At 58.8% G+C, this 14,333-nt stretch carries 12 protein-coding genes; 6 read left to right on the top strand and 6 right to left on the bottom strand.

Features of this window, described 5'->3' with window-relative positions:
* Positions 1 to 43 precede the first annotated feature (43 nt).
* Together GFS31_RS18955 and holA are read right to left on the bottom strand one after the other, a co-directional pair.
* Positions 44 to 562: a DUF4168 domain-containing protein gene (locus GFS31_RS18955; RefSeq protein ID WP_198806278.1), complete on the bottom strand. Its 519-nt coding sequence runs from the start codon at positions 560 to 562 to the stop codon at positions 44 to 46.
* 157 nt (positions 563 to 719) lie between these two features.
* Positions 720 to 1,715 carry a DNA polymerase III subunit delta gene (gene holA / locus GFS31_RS18960; protein WP_198806279.1) on the bottom strand — a complete coding sequence of 332 codons (996 nt, stop codon included), beginning with the start codon at positions 1,713 to 1,715 and terminating at the stop codon, positions 720 to 722.
* 211 nt (positions 1,716 to 1,926) lie between these two features.
* Here holA and GFS31_RS18965 point away from each other — a divergent pair, with 211 nt between their 5' ends.
* The 3 genes from GFS31_RS18965 (at position 1,927) to GFS31_RS18975 (ending at position 4,768) form a co-directional block, all read left to right on the top strand.
* Positions 1,927 to 2,604 (top strand): precorrin-8X methylmutase, encoded by a 678-nt coding sequence (locus GFS31_RS18965; protein WP_198806280.1) that lies wholly within the window; start codon positions 1,927 to 1,929, stop codon positions 2,602 to 2,604.
* Complete coding sequence (gene cbiE / locus GFS31_RS18970; protein ID WP_198806281.1) at positions 2,601 to 3,971, top strand: precorrin-6y C5,15-methyltransferase (decarboxylating) subunit CbiE; 1,371 nt, start codon at positions 2,601 to 2,603, stop codon at positions 3,969 to 3,971. Before GFS31_RS18965 ends, cbiE begins: the two co-directional genes overlap by 4 nt.
* 137 nt (positions 3,972 to 4,108) lie before the next feature.
* Entirely contained in the window at positions 4,109 to 4,768 is a 660-nt protein-coding gene (locus tag GFS31_RS18975) for a helix-turn-helix domain-containing protein (RefSeq protein WP_198806282.1), read from the top strand.
* Here GFS31_RS18975 and GFS31_RS18980 read toward each other — a convergent pair.
* The 3 genes from GFS31_RS18980 to acs form a co-directional block, all read right to left on the bottom strand.
* Complete coding sequence (locus GFS31_RS18980) at positions 4,765 to 5,520, bottom strand: CPBP family intramembrane glutamic endopeptidase (protein WP_198806283.1); 756 nt, start codon at positions 5,518 to 5,520, stop codon at positions 4,765 to 4,767. The two genes, GFS31_RS18975 and GFS31_RS18980, sit on opposite strands and share 4 nt — an antisense overlap.
* A gap of 412 nt (positions 5,521 to 5,932) precedes the next feature.
* Positions 5,933 to 6,310, bottom strand: a complete 378-nt coding sequence (locus tag GFS31_RS18985; protein WP_198806284.1) for an AbrB family transcriptional regulator — start codon at positions 6,308 to 6,310, stop codon at positions 5,933 to 5,935.
* A 766-nt stretch (positions 6,311 to 7,076) separates the two neighbouring features.
* Positions 7,077 to 9,044: an acetate--CoA ligase gene (acs, locus tag GFS31_RS18990; protein WP_198806285.1), complete on the bottom strand. Its 1,968-nt coding sequence runs from the start codon at positions 9,042 to 9,044 to the stop codon at positions 7,077 to 7,079.
* A gap of 545 nt (positions 9,045 to 9,589) precedes the next feature.
* Between acs and GFS31_RS18995 the strand changes: the two genes are divergently transcribed.
* On the top strand, positions 9,590 to 10,003 hold the full coding sequence (locus GFS31_RS18995) for a hypothetical protein (RefSeq protein ID WP_225907505.1): 414 nt from the start codon (positions 9,590 to 9,592) through the stop codon (positions 10,001 to 10,003).
* 129 nt (positions 10,004 to 10,132) lie between these two features.
* Positions 10,133 to 11,863: an RluA family pseudouridine synthase gene (locus GFS31_RS19000; RefSeq protein ID WP_225907506.1), complete on the top strand. Its 1,731-nt coding sequence runs from the start codon at positions 10,133 to 10,135 to the stop codon at positions 11,861 to 11,863.
* 11 nt (positions 11,864 to 11,874) lie between these two features.
* On the opposite strand, the gene GFS31_RS19005 is transcribed toward GFS31_RS19000, so the two are convergent.
* A complete protein-coding gene (locus tag GFS31_RS19005; RefSeq protein WP_198806287.1) occupies positions 11,875 to 12,630 on the bottom strand; it encodes a HEAT repeat domain-containing protein in 756 nt (251 codons plus the stop codon).
* 219 nt (positions 12,631 to 12,849) lie between these two features.
* On the opposite strand from GFS31_RS19005, the gene GFS31_RS19010 reads away from it, so the two are divergent.
* Positions 12,850 to 14,304, top strand: a complete 1,455-nt coding sequence (locus GFS31_RS19010) for an adenylate/guanylate cyclase domain-containing protein (RefSeq protein WP_198806288.1) — start codon at positions 12,850 to 12,852, stop codon at positions 14,302 to 14,304.
* Positions 14,305 to 14,333 lie beyond the last annotated feature (29 nt).

Raw genomic sequence — 14,333 nt, forward strand, 5'->3', positions numbered from 1 at the left:
GCCTAGGCGGGGTTCTAAGCGGTAGCCCCAGGCACGGGATGCCCTAGTTCTGCTGCTGAAGCTGCATTAAGGCCGCTCGAATTTGTTCGGCTAGGGTGTCGTCTTGGGGGTAGGCGGCGGTAATGGCATCAAAGCGCTCGTTGCGGAGGCCATTAGACTGAACGATGCGACTGGCTTGGTTGCAGTAGTTCACCACAATGGCACGAACATTGTTGCGAATGCCCCGAGGGAGTTGGCTGAGGCTGTTGGTGGTTGTACAGCGCAAACTAATGCTGTTGATGTCCACGTTGGTTCCGGTCAGGAGGGCACGAATTTCGTTGAAGGCATTGGTGCGAGGGCCTTCCATCGCCAAGACCGAGCGGGCATAGCCCATAATTTCCTCCTGGGAAACATTTAGCCCCTGGGCTAGGGCTGGCGCACCCCAATGCACCTGGCCCCCAGGGCTGGCGAAGGAGAGGGGCCAACCTTGGCTCAGCAGCGTGGCGCTGGCCAAACAACCCGCTACCAGCAGGGAGCGGCTCCAGGGTCGGACGGCGGCAATCATAACGGAGAATGTGCTCATAACGATATCTAGAACTCGGATATCTCAACCGATGACATGGAACAGGGACGCGGAAACATCGAACGCTCAACCCGAAGCGGGCAACAGACCCCCATCGCATTGATCTGGTTGCCTTGAATGACCCGATGGTGATTATGTTCCCTTGGTGTCACCTTGGCTAACGGGAGCTAACCGGGCGAAACATACAGCATAGTTCAATCACTTTGGTGTGGAGGGTGGCCTGCTCCTCCCGACCTAGCTTTAAGTCAGATTCTAATTCTAGTAGCAAAGGCAAACTCCGTTGCAACGGGGCTAGGGTAATACCCCGGATCTCCTGGCGTAAAAAATAGATCCGCTTGGGGTTGGCAATTTCCGCAGCGGCGGCAATCTCAGCCTCGCTGGTAATGCGTTCGGTTTCCATCACCTTTAGCCACAGCCACAGCCGAAACTGACTGACCAGGGTTGCGACAATCCGCAGGGCAGGTTCGTTACGGTTCAGCAAATCAGCCACCAACCCCAGCGCCGTTGAGGTGTCGCCCTGCTTGATGGCGCTGGCCAATTTCAGGCTGTTTTGGGTGGAGACCGTCACCAGGGCGGCGGCGGCCTCCGGGGGGATGGGCCGCTGGGGATCGTTCCAAAACAGGGCGAGTTTTTCCAGTTCAATGTGCAGTTGGCGGGTGTCGTTGCCCACGGCCTCCGCCAGCAAGTCAACGGTTTTAGGCGCTAAATTCAGAGAACGCGCCCTAGCAATAGTTTCCACTTGCTGATGAATTAACTCGGTCTTCCAGGGGGGAATGGTGGCAAATTCTCGGAACTCCCCATGCTTTTTAAAGAGTTTGTAAAATTTAGATCGTCCGTCGGGCTTACTGGTGCTGGTTAGCAGTAGCACCGACTCGCTGGGTAGGGTTGGCAAGGTGCGTTCAAACTCGGCCAAGACCTCCTCCGCACAGCGCTGCCCCAGGGTGGTTTCTTGCAGCCACACCAGCCGTTTTCCCATGCCAAAGGGGGGCGTCATCGCCTGGTTGAGCGCCTGGATGGGGCCATTGGCCGCCGAGGGCGGAAACACCTCGTAGTTAAAGCTGGCCCAGGCTTCGTCTAGGGTTTGCTGACGCAGGGTGTGGACGGCGGCTTGCAGTTGAAAATCATCGTCGCCCCAGAAGAAATAGGCTGGCATAGGGGAATGGGAGTTAGGGGTTGGGGAATCGGGAGTCGGAAATCGGGAGTCGGGAGTCGGGAGTCGGGAGTTGGGGGCTGGAAGGGGGAAGGGCGGTTAGAAGTTGGGGATTATGGGATGATGGGGGACGGTTTTGGAGGGTTGGCGTGTGAAAGGGATGGTGCGGCGAAGTCTGGGGAACGCATCAAGGCGACGGGTGGGCTAGGGCACGATGGCGAAATTGTGGCAGAGCCCTATTTTAGAAGAAAGTTTTGGCCTGATTGACGCGGAATTTGGCCCCCATTCGCTCACTGCTGAGGAATATGCCGTGGTGCGGCGCATCATTCACAGCACGGCAGACTTTGAGTTCAAAGACTTGGTACGGTTTGAGGAGGGGGCCATTGCGGCGGGTATGACGGCCCTCGCCCAGGGTGCGCCGATTGTGGTGGATGTGACCATGGTGCGGCAGGGCGTGGTGGGCCTGGTGGAGCGCACGTTTAAGAACCCGCTATGGACGGCAGTGAGTGAGGGCGATCCGCCAGAACCAGGCCGCACCCGCACGGAAACGGGGCTGTTGCGCTGTTTGGACAAGATAGCTGGCCAACGTTCTGGCCTAACCTCTGGCCCAGGCTCTGGCCTAACCTTTGGCCCAACCCCTGGGGCGGTGGTGGTGATTGGCAATGCCCCCACGGCGCTGATGGCTCTATGTGAGGAAATGGAGGCCGGACGGGTGCGGCCTGCGCTGGTGATTGGTGCCCCGGTGGGGTTTGTGGCGGTGGAGGACTCGAAGCGGCGGTTGGCCCAAGTGGCGGTGCCGCACATTCGGGTGGAGGGGCGCAAGGGGGGCTCTCCGGTGGCGGCGGCGATTCTGAATGCCCTGCTGGTGCTGGCCTGGGAGCAACAGCCATGACGCCCATCCAGGTCATCGGCGTGGGGCTCGATGGGGCGGCGGGTCTGGCCCCCACCCTGCGGGCGTTGATTGATCGGGCCACGGTGCTGGTGGGCAGTGAGCGCCAGCTCAGCTATTTCCCAAACGCGGCGGCGGAAACTTGGCCCCTAGGGAATCTCCAGACCACCTTGGAGCGGCTGCGGCAGTGGTTGGCGGATCACGGTCAGGAGGAGGGCTGTGGTCACGCAAAGGATTGCCATCAGGTCAAGCATCCTGGCCAGGAAGAGGGCTACGGTCAAGGCAAAGATCACGGTTCCGATAAAAACATTCAGGGGGCTGGCGAACTGGCGGTGGTGCTGGCGTCGGGCGATCCGCTCTTTTTTGGGCTAGGGCGGTTGCTGTTGGAAACCCTGCCCGCTGAGAGCCTCACCTTTCACCCCCACCCTAGTTCTGTGCAGTTGGCCTTTAGCTGCCTCAAGCTGCCGTGGCAGGGGGCCACGGTCATCAGCGCCCACGGTCGGTCGATGGAGGAACTGGGGGCATCGCTGCGGCGGGGGGATGATCTGATTGCCGTACTGACTGACCCCACCCACAGCCCAGCGGCCATCGGTCGGTTGATTTTGGACTTGGGTCTGCCCCAAAGCTATACCCTCTGGGTGTGCGAAAACCTGGGTGGAGAAGGGGAATCAGTACAGACCCTCACCCCGGAAACGGTGCTGGACAAATCCTTTGCGGCGCTGAATGTGGTTATTTTGCAGCGGCAAATTCCACCCGCCCCAGATGCCGCCGCCCTGCCCCTGTTGGGCCTGCCCGATAGCGCCTTCGCCACCTTTGCCGACCGCCCCGGCCTCATGACCAAGCGGGATATCCGCATTCACATTCTGGCGGATTTGGCCCTGCAACCGGGGCAAACGGTGTGGGATATCGGGGCCGGAACGGGGTCGGTCAGCGTGGAAATCAATCGCCTGTGTCCTACCAGCCCCATCTACGCCATCGAGAAAACCCTGGCCGGATATCGCCTAATTCAGCAAAACCAGCAGCGCCTCGGCAATGGCAACCTGCATCCCATCCACGGCAGCGCCCCAGCGGTGTTAGCCGATTTACCCGACCCCGACCGCATCTTCATCGGCGGCAGCGGTGGCCATTTGCCGGATATTCTGGACACCTGCGCCCAACGGCTCCGACCCCAAGGACGCATCGTTTTGGCCGTGGCCACCCTCGAACACCTCAGTACCGTACTTGGTTGGGCCAAGGATCGACATCCCGATTGGTCAGCGAACCTGCGCCAAATCCAGGTGCAGCACTCTGTGCAGGTTGGCCCGCTCACCCGCTGGCAACCCCTTACGCCCATTACCCTGATCACCCTACAACTCTGTAGCGTGACGTAGCCGCCCGGGTTTTAGGTGGGTTGAGAGTCATCCTTCGGCCCTGGGAGATGGTCGAGAGAATTGAAGCGTGAATTTTCCGGACAGAAGATCCCTGCCGTCGTGAATACATAGAGATAACATGAGTCCTGCATGGTGCTATGACCAATCCCCAACCGCCTCAGTCGAATCTAACCACGGCATCGGAATATGCGCTGATTCTGGGCAGTGGGGCAGCGGCGGTGGCATCGGTGGCAACTCAGCAGGTGGCTGCGGCCTCTTTGCCCCCCCTCGCCGCCCTCGTAGCACTAGGGCTAATCAACCGCTATCGGCTCGATCAGCAACTGCAACAGAGTCAGTCGGCAGGGCAACCCCTCGATACCGACACCACCCAGGGGCGGTCGTTGTCGTCGGTGCCGCCTCGGATGGTAGCAAATCTGCGCCCGGAACATCTGGCGCATCGGCCTCAGATCCTAGAGCCGCCGATTTCTTCGGTTTCCTTTTCCTTTTCTCCACCCCAGCACTCGATTGCGGGGCCACTGGCCGCCAAACGACAAGCCCAAGCCAATCTAGACGCTCGGATGTCGGCGAATTTACGACAGGTGGGCGATGAACTGAGGCAGCACCGCCAAGCGAAGGGATGGTCTGTGGAGGAGGTCTACACCAGAACCTTCATCCAACCCTATATCGTGAACGCCATTGAAGCGGGGAATGTGCGCCAGTTGCCTGAGCCCTTTTACATTCGCGCCTTTTTGCAAAAATACGCGACGGCCCTAGGGCTAGACGGGGTTGCTGTCGCCAAGCGATTTGCGGACGCTTAGCGAAGCCACAGGGTATAGGCCACAATCCCCAGCCCCGTCAGTACCATCAACCCTAGGGCTGGGAGTCCGGTGAGGGGCTGGTCGGGTTTTCCGGCCAGCCTTGGCGCATGGGGGACGGGCCGCGTCAGGTGGAGGGCATCGATCAAGGCAATGGCCAAAATCCACCCCGTGTGCAGCCCCCAGGCAAGGCTGAGGTCTCCGGCCATGGCCCACCGCCCCAGCAGCAGCACCAGGCCCATCAGCCCCAACCCCAGCAACGAGGGCATCCCAGCGGGGCCGTCCCACACCAAATGGGAAACGGCAAAAATGGCGCTGGCCAAGATCGCAACGCCCGTCCAGGGCAGCACCGTCAGCAATCCGTTGACCAAAACGCCGCGAAAAATCAGTTCCTCCACCCAGCCAATAAACAGCATCAGAATCGGCAGGGCTACCAGCAGGGCCGGAGAAGTGGCCGGGAATTCCTGGCCATCCGGTCGCCATTGCCGCCAGCCCAGGGCCACCTGAACCCCAACGAGGATCGCCACTCCCACCAGGCCGATACCCATCCCCGTTCCCAGGGTGGCTAACGTCTGGACAGATCCCGTTACGCCATAGCTAGCCCAGGTATCGCCATGGCCATAGCGGCGATAGAGTTCTACCGCGAGGGGAGCTAGGAGATAGAGGGGTAATAGCAGCGGTAATTTGTGCGCAGGGGCAACGGGATATTGCCAAGGAATGTTGACAAACCGAGCAACGATTAGAGCTAGGGGCAACCAGAGCCCAATCCAGCCTAAAAAAAAACTACTAAACTGACGACGGAGGACATTATTGAGAACCTAGGTTTTCCACAGTTTTTCCACAGACTAGGTCAGGGACCAAACCTGGCCTTGATGAGATGGATCAGCCAGGGGTGCAAGGGATCATTACGATAGATCGCCCAAGCAGAGATCTGCATGATCTCCGGTCGCTGTCGTTCAATATATTTCGCCTAGGTGCAGCCAGCCTAAATTTACCTAGGCAGAAGCAGTTGGCCATCACCACTCTGGATCGCCAACTGCTTGAGAGATTTAGTCTAGGAACAAGCCCTCGATCAACCGCATCGACGGTTAGAGGCTGGCCAACTAGGAACTAGAAGGAGGCGATCATTTAGGTGATCGGATACCACAAATCGATCACCGTTGCCCTTTAGTCGTCCGAATTGTCATCAATCTGCCTTAGGTGAATATGCTTGTAGCCCAGCTTGATTTCAAACTCATCGCCAGACTTGAGGCCCATTTCCTGAGTGTAGGTAGAGCCAATGACGATTTGACCATTCTTGTGGACGCTGACTCGATAGGTCGGTTCGCGACCACGGCCATCTTTGCCGCTGTCCGGCTCTAGGTTGATGCCCTTCGCTTCTAGCAGAGCATCGTAGAAGCCAGAAAGATTGACGCGGGGCTGGTTATCCTTAGTAAAGGTATAGTAGCCGCATTCTTTGGCCGTTTCACGCTTGGTCAGGTGGCTAAGCTCTTTCACCTTTTGCAGCAGCGCTTTGCCCGTAAGGGGAGTTGGTTTTTCTGGCATTGTTAGGAGAAGTCCCTATAGAAAAGTACAGCACCGAGGCTGGTTTGGCTACTTGTGATGATGGTCTGCAAGGGCCTACAGCGCGGTGGAGGATGGGTGTTTAGATGATAGACCGCATTTTTTTTGAAGGATCTATTCCCATGAATTCATTATAGGCATAGGGTTGAAATCTGTCACCAGATAAGTAAAAAATATCGCACATTTTTTCGTTGACTTATTAGGATGATCTACAACCTAGGCCATGGAGTTCTCACCGGAGAGATTGATCATCCTGGGAGGACTGCCGCTAAATGAAAATTTTTTGGGGATGTAGAGGGATGCCCCCACCCTGGATAAAATAGCCATTGTGGACAGCGATTCAAGGGTGATGACGGGGCAATTCTGCCTCTGAGCCATAGGCAGACTGGCGGGGCTTTATGTCCCAGGCCTTGTGCCTAAAAAGGGCCTGGACAAGAAGGAAAAACGCCGCTGCACCAGCGCCAGAACTGGGCTTTGAGCCATGGTAGATGGGGGGAGAATCTAGCCGATGAAAGTCCTCAAAAAGGAGACGGCACCCTGGTCAAGAGGGCACCGTCTATCGGAGGGATCGAGAAGGCTGAATCTAGCGAGGCTAGAGGACGTTCCCTGTCTCTAGCCGGAGATCCCCCTCCCTCCGGCTAGAGATAGGGGGAGGGGAATAGAGCCCCTTTTCCTGGGGTAGAAACTATCTCCATGACAGAGAAGATAGTGGCCCAAGGCATCCAGAATTGGGCCGCCAGAGGGTGTCTTAGCCTTCGCGCAACTGGTCTAGAACCGACTGATCTTCCATGGTGGAGGCATCTCCGGCGATGGCTTCACCACTGGCCAAACTGCGCAAAAAGCGGCGGATGATTTTACCAGAACGGGTCTTGGGTAGGGCATCGGCAAATTTAATTTCCCCCGGTCGGGCGATGATGCCAATTTCCTTGACGACGTGATCCTTAAGCTCCTGCTTCAGGGCATCGCTGGGGCTGTATTGGCCCTCTAGGGTGACGAAAGCGTAGATATCTTCGCCCTTGATGTCATCCTTGCGGCCCACCACGGCGGCCTCGGCCACGGCGGGGTGAGACACCAGGGCCGACTCAATTTCCATGGTGCCCAAACGGTGGCCGGAGACGCTGATCACGTCATCCACCCGACCCATCACCCAAAAGTAGCCGTCCTCGTCCTTGCGGGCACCGTCCCCAGCAAAGTAGAGGTACTGGCCATCCTGGGGCGGAATGTGTTCCCAGTAGGTGCGGCGGTAGCGCTCGTCGTTGCCGTAGACGGTACGCATCATGCTGGGCCAGGGGTGTTTGATTACCAGGTAGCCGCCTTCGCCGGGAGCAACGGGGTGGCCATCCAAATCCACCACATCGGCGATGATGCCAGGGAAGGGCAGGGTGGCGGAACCGGGTTTGGTGGGGACGGCTCCGGGGATCGGCGTAACCATGAAGCCCCCGGTTTCGGTCTGCCACCAGGTATCCACAATCGGGCATTTTTCCTTGCCGATCACCGTGTGGTACCACATCCAGGCTTCCGGATTAATCGGTTCGCCCACGGTGCCCAGCAGCCGCAAAGAGGACAAATCCCGCGCCTTGGGCAGCTCATCCCCCATTTTGATAAAGGCGCGAATAGCGGTGGGAGCGGTGTAGAAAATCGTCACCCCGTATTTTTCGATTACGTCCCAAAAACAGCCGGGATTCGAGGGACGGGGCACCCCTTCGTACATCACTGTGGTGGCCCCGTTGGAGAGGGGGCCGTAGACAATGTAGCTGTGGCCCGTAATCCAGCCCACATCGGCGGTACACCAGTAAACGTCGGTGTCTTTGATGTCAAACGTCCACTTAAAGGTGGTGTGGGTGTAGAGGTTGTAGCCGCCCGTAGTGTGGACGACCCCCTTGGGTTTGCCCGTGGTGCCGCTGGTGTAGAGGATGAACAGCATGTCCTCCGCGTCCATTTCCTCGGCGGGGCAGTGGGCATCGGCGTGGGCTTGCAGTTCGTGCCACCAGTGGTCGCGGCCTTCGTGCATGGTGACGGCGGCCTTCGTGCGCTGCACCACCAGGACGTTCTCCACGCTGGGCACGCCGTTGTCAGCCAGGGCGTCATCCACGGCGGCTTTGAGGGCGATGGTTTTGTCCTTGCGAAAGCCCCCGTCGGCGGTGATTACCAGCTTGGCTTCGGCATCGTTGAGGCGATCCTTCAGAGCTTCGGCACTAAAGCCCCCAAAGATGACGGTGTGGGGGGCACCAATCCGGGCACAGGCCAGCATGGCAATGGCCGCTTCGGGAATCATCGGCATATAAATCCCGACCCGGTCGCCCTTTTTCACCCCCAGGCTTTTCAGGACGTTGGCCACTTGGCACACTTCCCGGTGCAGTTGGGCGTAGGTGAGGGTGCGGCTGTCTCCGGGTTCGCCCTCCCAAATTAGGGCGGCTTTGTTGCGTCGCCAGGTGGTGAGGTGGCGGTCTAGGCAGTTATAGGAAATGTTGATTTTGCCGCCCACAAACCACTTGGCGAAGGGGGGCTGCCAATCGAGGGCGGTGTCCCAGGGTTTGAACCAGTGGAGTTCCTGTTCCGCCAATTCGGCCCAAAATTTAGCGGGGTCGGCAGCGGCTTTTTCCGCCAGGGCTTTGTAGGCATCGAGACTATTGATCGCCGCCGTGTCGGTGAAGCTGGCCGGGGGCGAAAAAAGACGGCTTTCGTTGAGAACCGATTCAATCGTAGGTGAAGCCATAGCTATGCTTGCGAATATGCTTGTGAGTATCCTTTGAAAACCATACGTTTCTGAGGGGCGCTTTGGGAAATCTGTACGTTTTCTTTAACCTCCGAGGGGCCAAAATCAACGCGAGTATCCCATCGCCATTCCCCCTTATCCGCAGACCCACATCCCTCGCCGGAGATGGACTTTGACGCACTTCCGGCGTCCTCGCTGTCTTGAGCCGCTGCGGGGCCTGACCTTAACGATTGTCCCATCGGCTGCGTCTATTTCCCATCGGGGGGATGGGGGGCTTCGGAATGTACTGAATTTAGCCAGCCCCTTGAGAGTTTGGCAGACAGCCTGGGTATGCTAAGGCTAGTCGGGGCAAAGCAACCTTTTGAGCCTAATCCAGTCCTTAGGACGGTGTGCTCAGCCATGCGGCAGATGAAAGGCCGCACGGAAGGTTTCGGTTACGGTGGCGTCCTCCTCCAGATCAGCGTTACCGTAAGAGTGCAGTGATGTAAACCTTGAAAACACACGTTTGTTGTTCCTGCCGCTGCGTTAGCCGCTTAGAACCGCCTATGACCACGGTAAAAGCCCCAGAACCGACTGAGAAATCTTCGCCCTTGTCCTCCCAGGATGCTATCCTCAACAACATTTTGGGGGTCGCGATTTTTGACCTCAGTAGTTTGCCCAAGGAGTACTACATTACTGCTGAAAATAACAACACCAATTGGGTACAACTGGTGTTCCAAGCCCTAGGGCTGAAGTCGCTGCTGATGTCGTCCCTCAAGCTGGAGGGATTTATGCACATCTCCATCGGCTTTAGCCAGCAAACCGCCATTGTGGTACGCACCAAGGATGACTATGTTGCCCTGCTGATGCGGGAACCGATTCTATTTAAAGATGTGGAGCAGTCTGACAAATTCAGCCAGTGGGTGCGTCATTTTGAACAAAAACTGCTGCGCCAAAACAGCCGTTTTATCCCCGCCTAGGCTCCGCCAGATTTCCCCGATGCGGCCATCCATGCTATGGGTAGGGTGATGGAAACTGGCGTGAATGCCCCATTCGATACCGCTGCCCAGGGGAGGCCGGACCCTTGCCTCCATTCCCTGACAGACTTTGTGACAGTGCTTCCAGCCCAGCCTGACCCTTGGGATTATCGCTACGAGGGCCGCTGTCCGCGCACTGGAAAGATCTACACACTGCCCCGCACCGCCCTCGCCAAAGCCGCCGCCCAAGGGTTGATGGACACCCTCGCCGCCGACCCCCAAGCCCTCGGTGAAGGAAAAATGTATGGGGTTTTACTGGTGCGGGTGCCGGGGCAAACTGGGGGTGAGGGCCAATCTGAGGGCCAAGTCGGCGTCCTCAAAGCCTTCTCCGGCCTATGGCGGGGGCAGGCCCAGCGTCCGGGGTGGGTGCCGCCCATCCCAGGTCGTGAACACGTGGCCCTGCTAGAAGCCCAAACCCTGGATCAGTTGCACCGGATCAAAACCCGTTTGCAACATCTGAATGCCCTGCCAGAGCGAGGCACTTATGCCCAGTTGCGGGCAGACTTTGACCAACAGCGGCAAGCGTTGAACCAACGCCATCGGCAGCGGCGGGAGGAGCGGGCGCAGCAACGGCAGCACCTCACGGCCACCCTCAGCGGCAAGGCACTGGCGACGGCTTTAGCGAATTTGGATCAAGTCAGCCGGGGCGATAAGGCAGAATTGCGACACTTTAAGCAAAACCAGGCTGAATCCCTGCATCCCCTGGCCGCCACGATCCAGGCGGCGGACGCCGAAATGCAAACGCTCAAACGGCAGCGGCGGGCCTTATCCCAGCAGCTCCAGGCCAATATGCACGCGGTCTATCGGCTCACTAACTTTGCTGGCGATTCCCTCACCCTGGCCCAAATCCAAGCCCTAGAACAGCCCAGCGGTCTGCCCACGGGCACGGGGGATTGCTGCGCTCCCAAGCTGCTCCACTATGCGGCTCAGCACGGATGGCAACCCCTGGCCCTGGCGGAATTTTGGTGGGGGCCACCCTTGGGAGATCGGCAATCTGGCCACTTTTATGGAGCCTGTGAGGAACGCTGTCAGCCGATTTTAGGATTCCTGCTGGCTGGGTTGTCCGCTGGGCTGGAGTCCTCCGCCTCCCCTCAGAAGCGTCCCGATCTGGATGACCTGCCCATCCTTTATATGGACGATTGGCTGGTGGTGGTGGATAAGCCTGCGGGGCTGCTGTCGGTGCCCGGTCGCTATGGCAACCGTCAGGATAGTGTGCTGTCTCGGTTGCAGGTGGCACTGCCGAATGGGAGAGATCTACGGCCCGTGCATCGGTTGGATCAGGCGACCTCTGGGGTTCTCGTCTTGGCCCGCACCGCCGACAGCCACCGCCACCTCAGCCAGCAGTTTGCCCAGCGTCGGGTACACAAAGTCTACGAAGCCTTGCTAGGGGGACGCCTCACCCAGACGAGCGGCTGGATTGATCTACCCCTCAGCCCCGACCCCCAAAACCCACCTCGGCAGCGGGTCGATAGGCTGCACGGCAAACCCAGCCAAACCTCCTTTGAGGTGCTGGCTTACGATCAGGGCATCACCCGTGTGGCGTTCATGCCCCACACCGGACGCACCCACCAACTGCGGGTTCATGCCGCCCATCCCCAGGGGTTGAATGCCCCCATTTTGGGTGATGCCCTCTATGGCCCAGGTCACGATGCCCAACAGGCCGACGCCCAGACCGTCAACACCCAGACCATCAACACCCAGATCGTCAACACCCAGCGGCTCCACCTTCACGCCAAAGCCCTGACGCTTATCCATCCCCACCACCAAACGCCGCTGACCTTCACCGCCCCGGTGCCGTTTTGAGGACGTCGAATCTACAGGAAAAAGCCATCCCGCTCGATTTCTTCGATCACTTGAAGCCCACGGGTATCGCCAATTTTGAGGATGGCGGTGCGGGTATCTTCGCGCACCCCCAGGTCTTTGTCTTCCGCGAAGGTTTCGATCAGGGCATCCACCGCCGTGTGGTAGACCACATTGGAGGGCAGTTCGCGACAAAGCTGGCCGATAGCCCAGGCGCAGTTGCTTCGCACAGCAGGCACGGCATCCCGGCGCATGGCTTCGATCAGGGGCGGAATGGCGGCGATCACCGCTTCGTAGTTGACCTGGGCCATTTGGGCGAGGGCACTGGCCGCCCACAGCCGCACCGCCGAAATGTCGGTCTTCAAGGCCGTAATCAGCGGCCCCAGGGTGCGTGGGTCGTGGACATTGCCCAAAGCCCACACCAGCCCCTTCCGCACATAGCCATTCCAGTCTTGGCTGAGTTGGGCAATCAAGGGCTCTACGGCCTCGGTGGCGGGGTTGCGGCCCAGGGCATAGGCGGCACTCACCCGCACCAGGGGGCAGCGATCCGCCAACAGGGCGATCAAATCCGCCACAGCTCTGGGTTCCTCCAGTTCGCAGAAGGCCCGCGCCGCCAACATCCGCTGCTGAGGATCCGCCGCCGTCAGCAGGGGCAGCATCACCTCTGGGTCAAACTGAGGGGTGTCGGAGTCCTCCACTGGCCCCAGGGCATCCAGGGGGTCGGCAAACTCCGCATCTGGGTTTAGAGTAGTGAGATCGTCATCATACATAGGGCTTACTTTATCGGTTTCCGTTCCCCTTTGATCCGTTGGGGGCGGTTGTTGCAAACTTTCGTTAAGCAATTGGGGCAGGTCGCCGGGGGGCGATCCTGATACTGCTGTAGGCCGACTGAATAGAACGTCAGGCCCTTATCCTTCACAGAAGCTCCAACATCGTTAGTGCTTGTCTCTCGTCGTTGCTTCTCGCTATTTATCTCTAGCAATTAACCTATGGCCAGTTTGCTGCAATCATCAGTAGGGCTGTTGCGGTCGCGGTTGTCACGGCAAATCGTGGCCTGGGTCTTCCTCAGTTTGGTGGTCATCGAAGCGGTGATTTTTGTTCCCTCCCTCTATCGGCGGCGGCAGGAACAACTCCAAGCCCTAGAGCAGGTGTCTCAGGAGGTGCTGTTTGCGGTGAAGGCGGGCATGATGGCCGACCAATCGCCCGTAGCCGTTTTGGAATCTTTGCAGAGTAACCTGCGGCCCGATTCTGTGGTGCGAGGGGCGTCTCTCTATCAGCCCGATGGCACCCTGGTACGGGCCTTTGGTGATGCGCCCCAGTTGGATGTAACCCACCTTGCCCCCACGGAGGTGCGCCGCCAAGTCCACCGCAACCCCGCCCGCTACGATGTGGTGTGGCCCAGCCAAAGCTTTAAAGGGCAGTACCTCCTTGCCGTCCGCCACGACGCCAGCAACGTGGGGCGCGAGATGCTGCGCTATGCCCTCTCCATTGCGGGGCTGGTGGTGGTTATCTCCCTTTTTGTTACCCTGGCTACGATTGTGGTGCTAGAGCGGCTGCTGATTAACCCGCTGCTGTATCTGCGCGATGATCTGCTGGCGGCAGGGGACGCCGTTAGTCGAGATCAGCCCCCGTCCTTCCATAGCCTGTCGATGACTCGCCAGGACGAACTAGGAGATGTGACCCTCGCCTTTGGCCAAATGTTTGACCGGGTGCGCCACGAAATACAGGAGCGCAAACAAGCCGAGGCTGCATTAACCGAAGCCCAGGAAAAATCGGAACGGCTGTTGCTCAACATTCTTCCCCGCAGCATTGCCGACCAACTGAAGCAGGAAACGGGCAAGGCCATCGCCTCCCGCTTCGAGGATGTCACCATCCTCTTTGCCGATCTGGTGGACTTCACGGGGCTGGCGGTGCAGTCGCCACCCACAGAACTCGTCTGTCTGCTCAACGAGATCTTCTCTGCCTTCGACACCATTGCCGATCAGCTAGAGCTAGAGAAAATCAAAACCATCGGCGATGCCTACATGGTGGTGGGCGGCTTACCCACCCCCCATCCCGACCACGCCCGTCGCGTCATGGCCATGGCCCTAGCAATGCTGCGGGTGATTAAGACTTTTCAGCGCCAAGACGGCCAACCCTTTTGCCTGCGGATTGGCATCAACACTGGCCCGGTGGTAGCGGGGGTGATTGGCATCAAAAAGTTTAGCTACGACCTCTGGGGCGATGCCGTCAACATCGCCAGCCGCCTAGAATCTCAGGGCTTGATAGATCGCATTCAGGTCAGCGAAGCCACCTACCACCACCTCAAAGATCACTACGCCTTCGAGGCCAGAGGTACAGTAAATATTAAAGGCCGTGGCCCCATGACCACCTACCTCTACAGCGGCCCCAACCCCCTGTCCCCAAGCCCTAGCGGTGCCGAATCCAGTTCCCTTACGGCCTAAAGCCCCTTTTTGCCCCCGACTCCCGCCCC

The organism is Leptolyngbya sp. BL0902, from assembly GCF_016403105.1.
Classification (GTDB): Bacteria; Cyanobacteriota; Cyanobacteriia; order Phormidesmidales; family Phormidesmidaceae; genus Nodosilinea.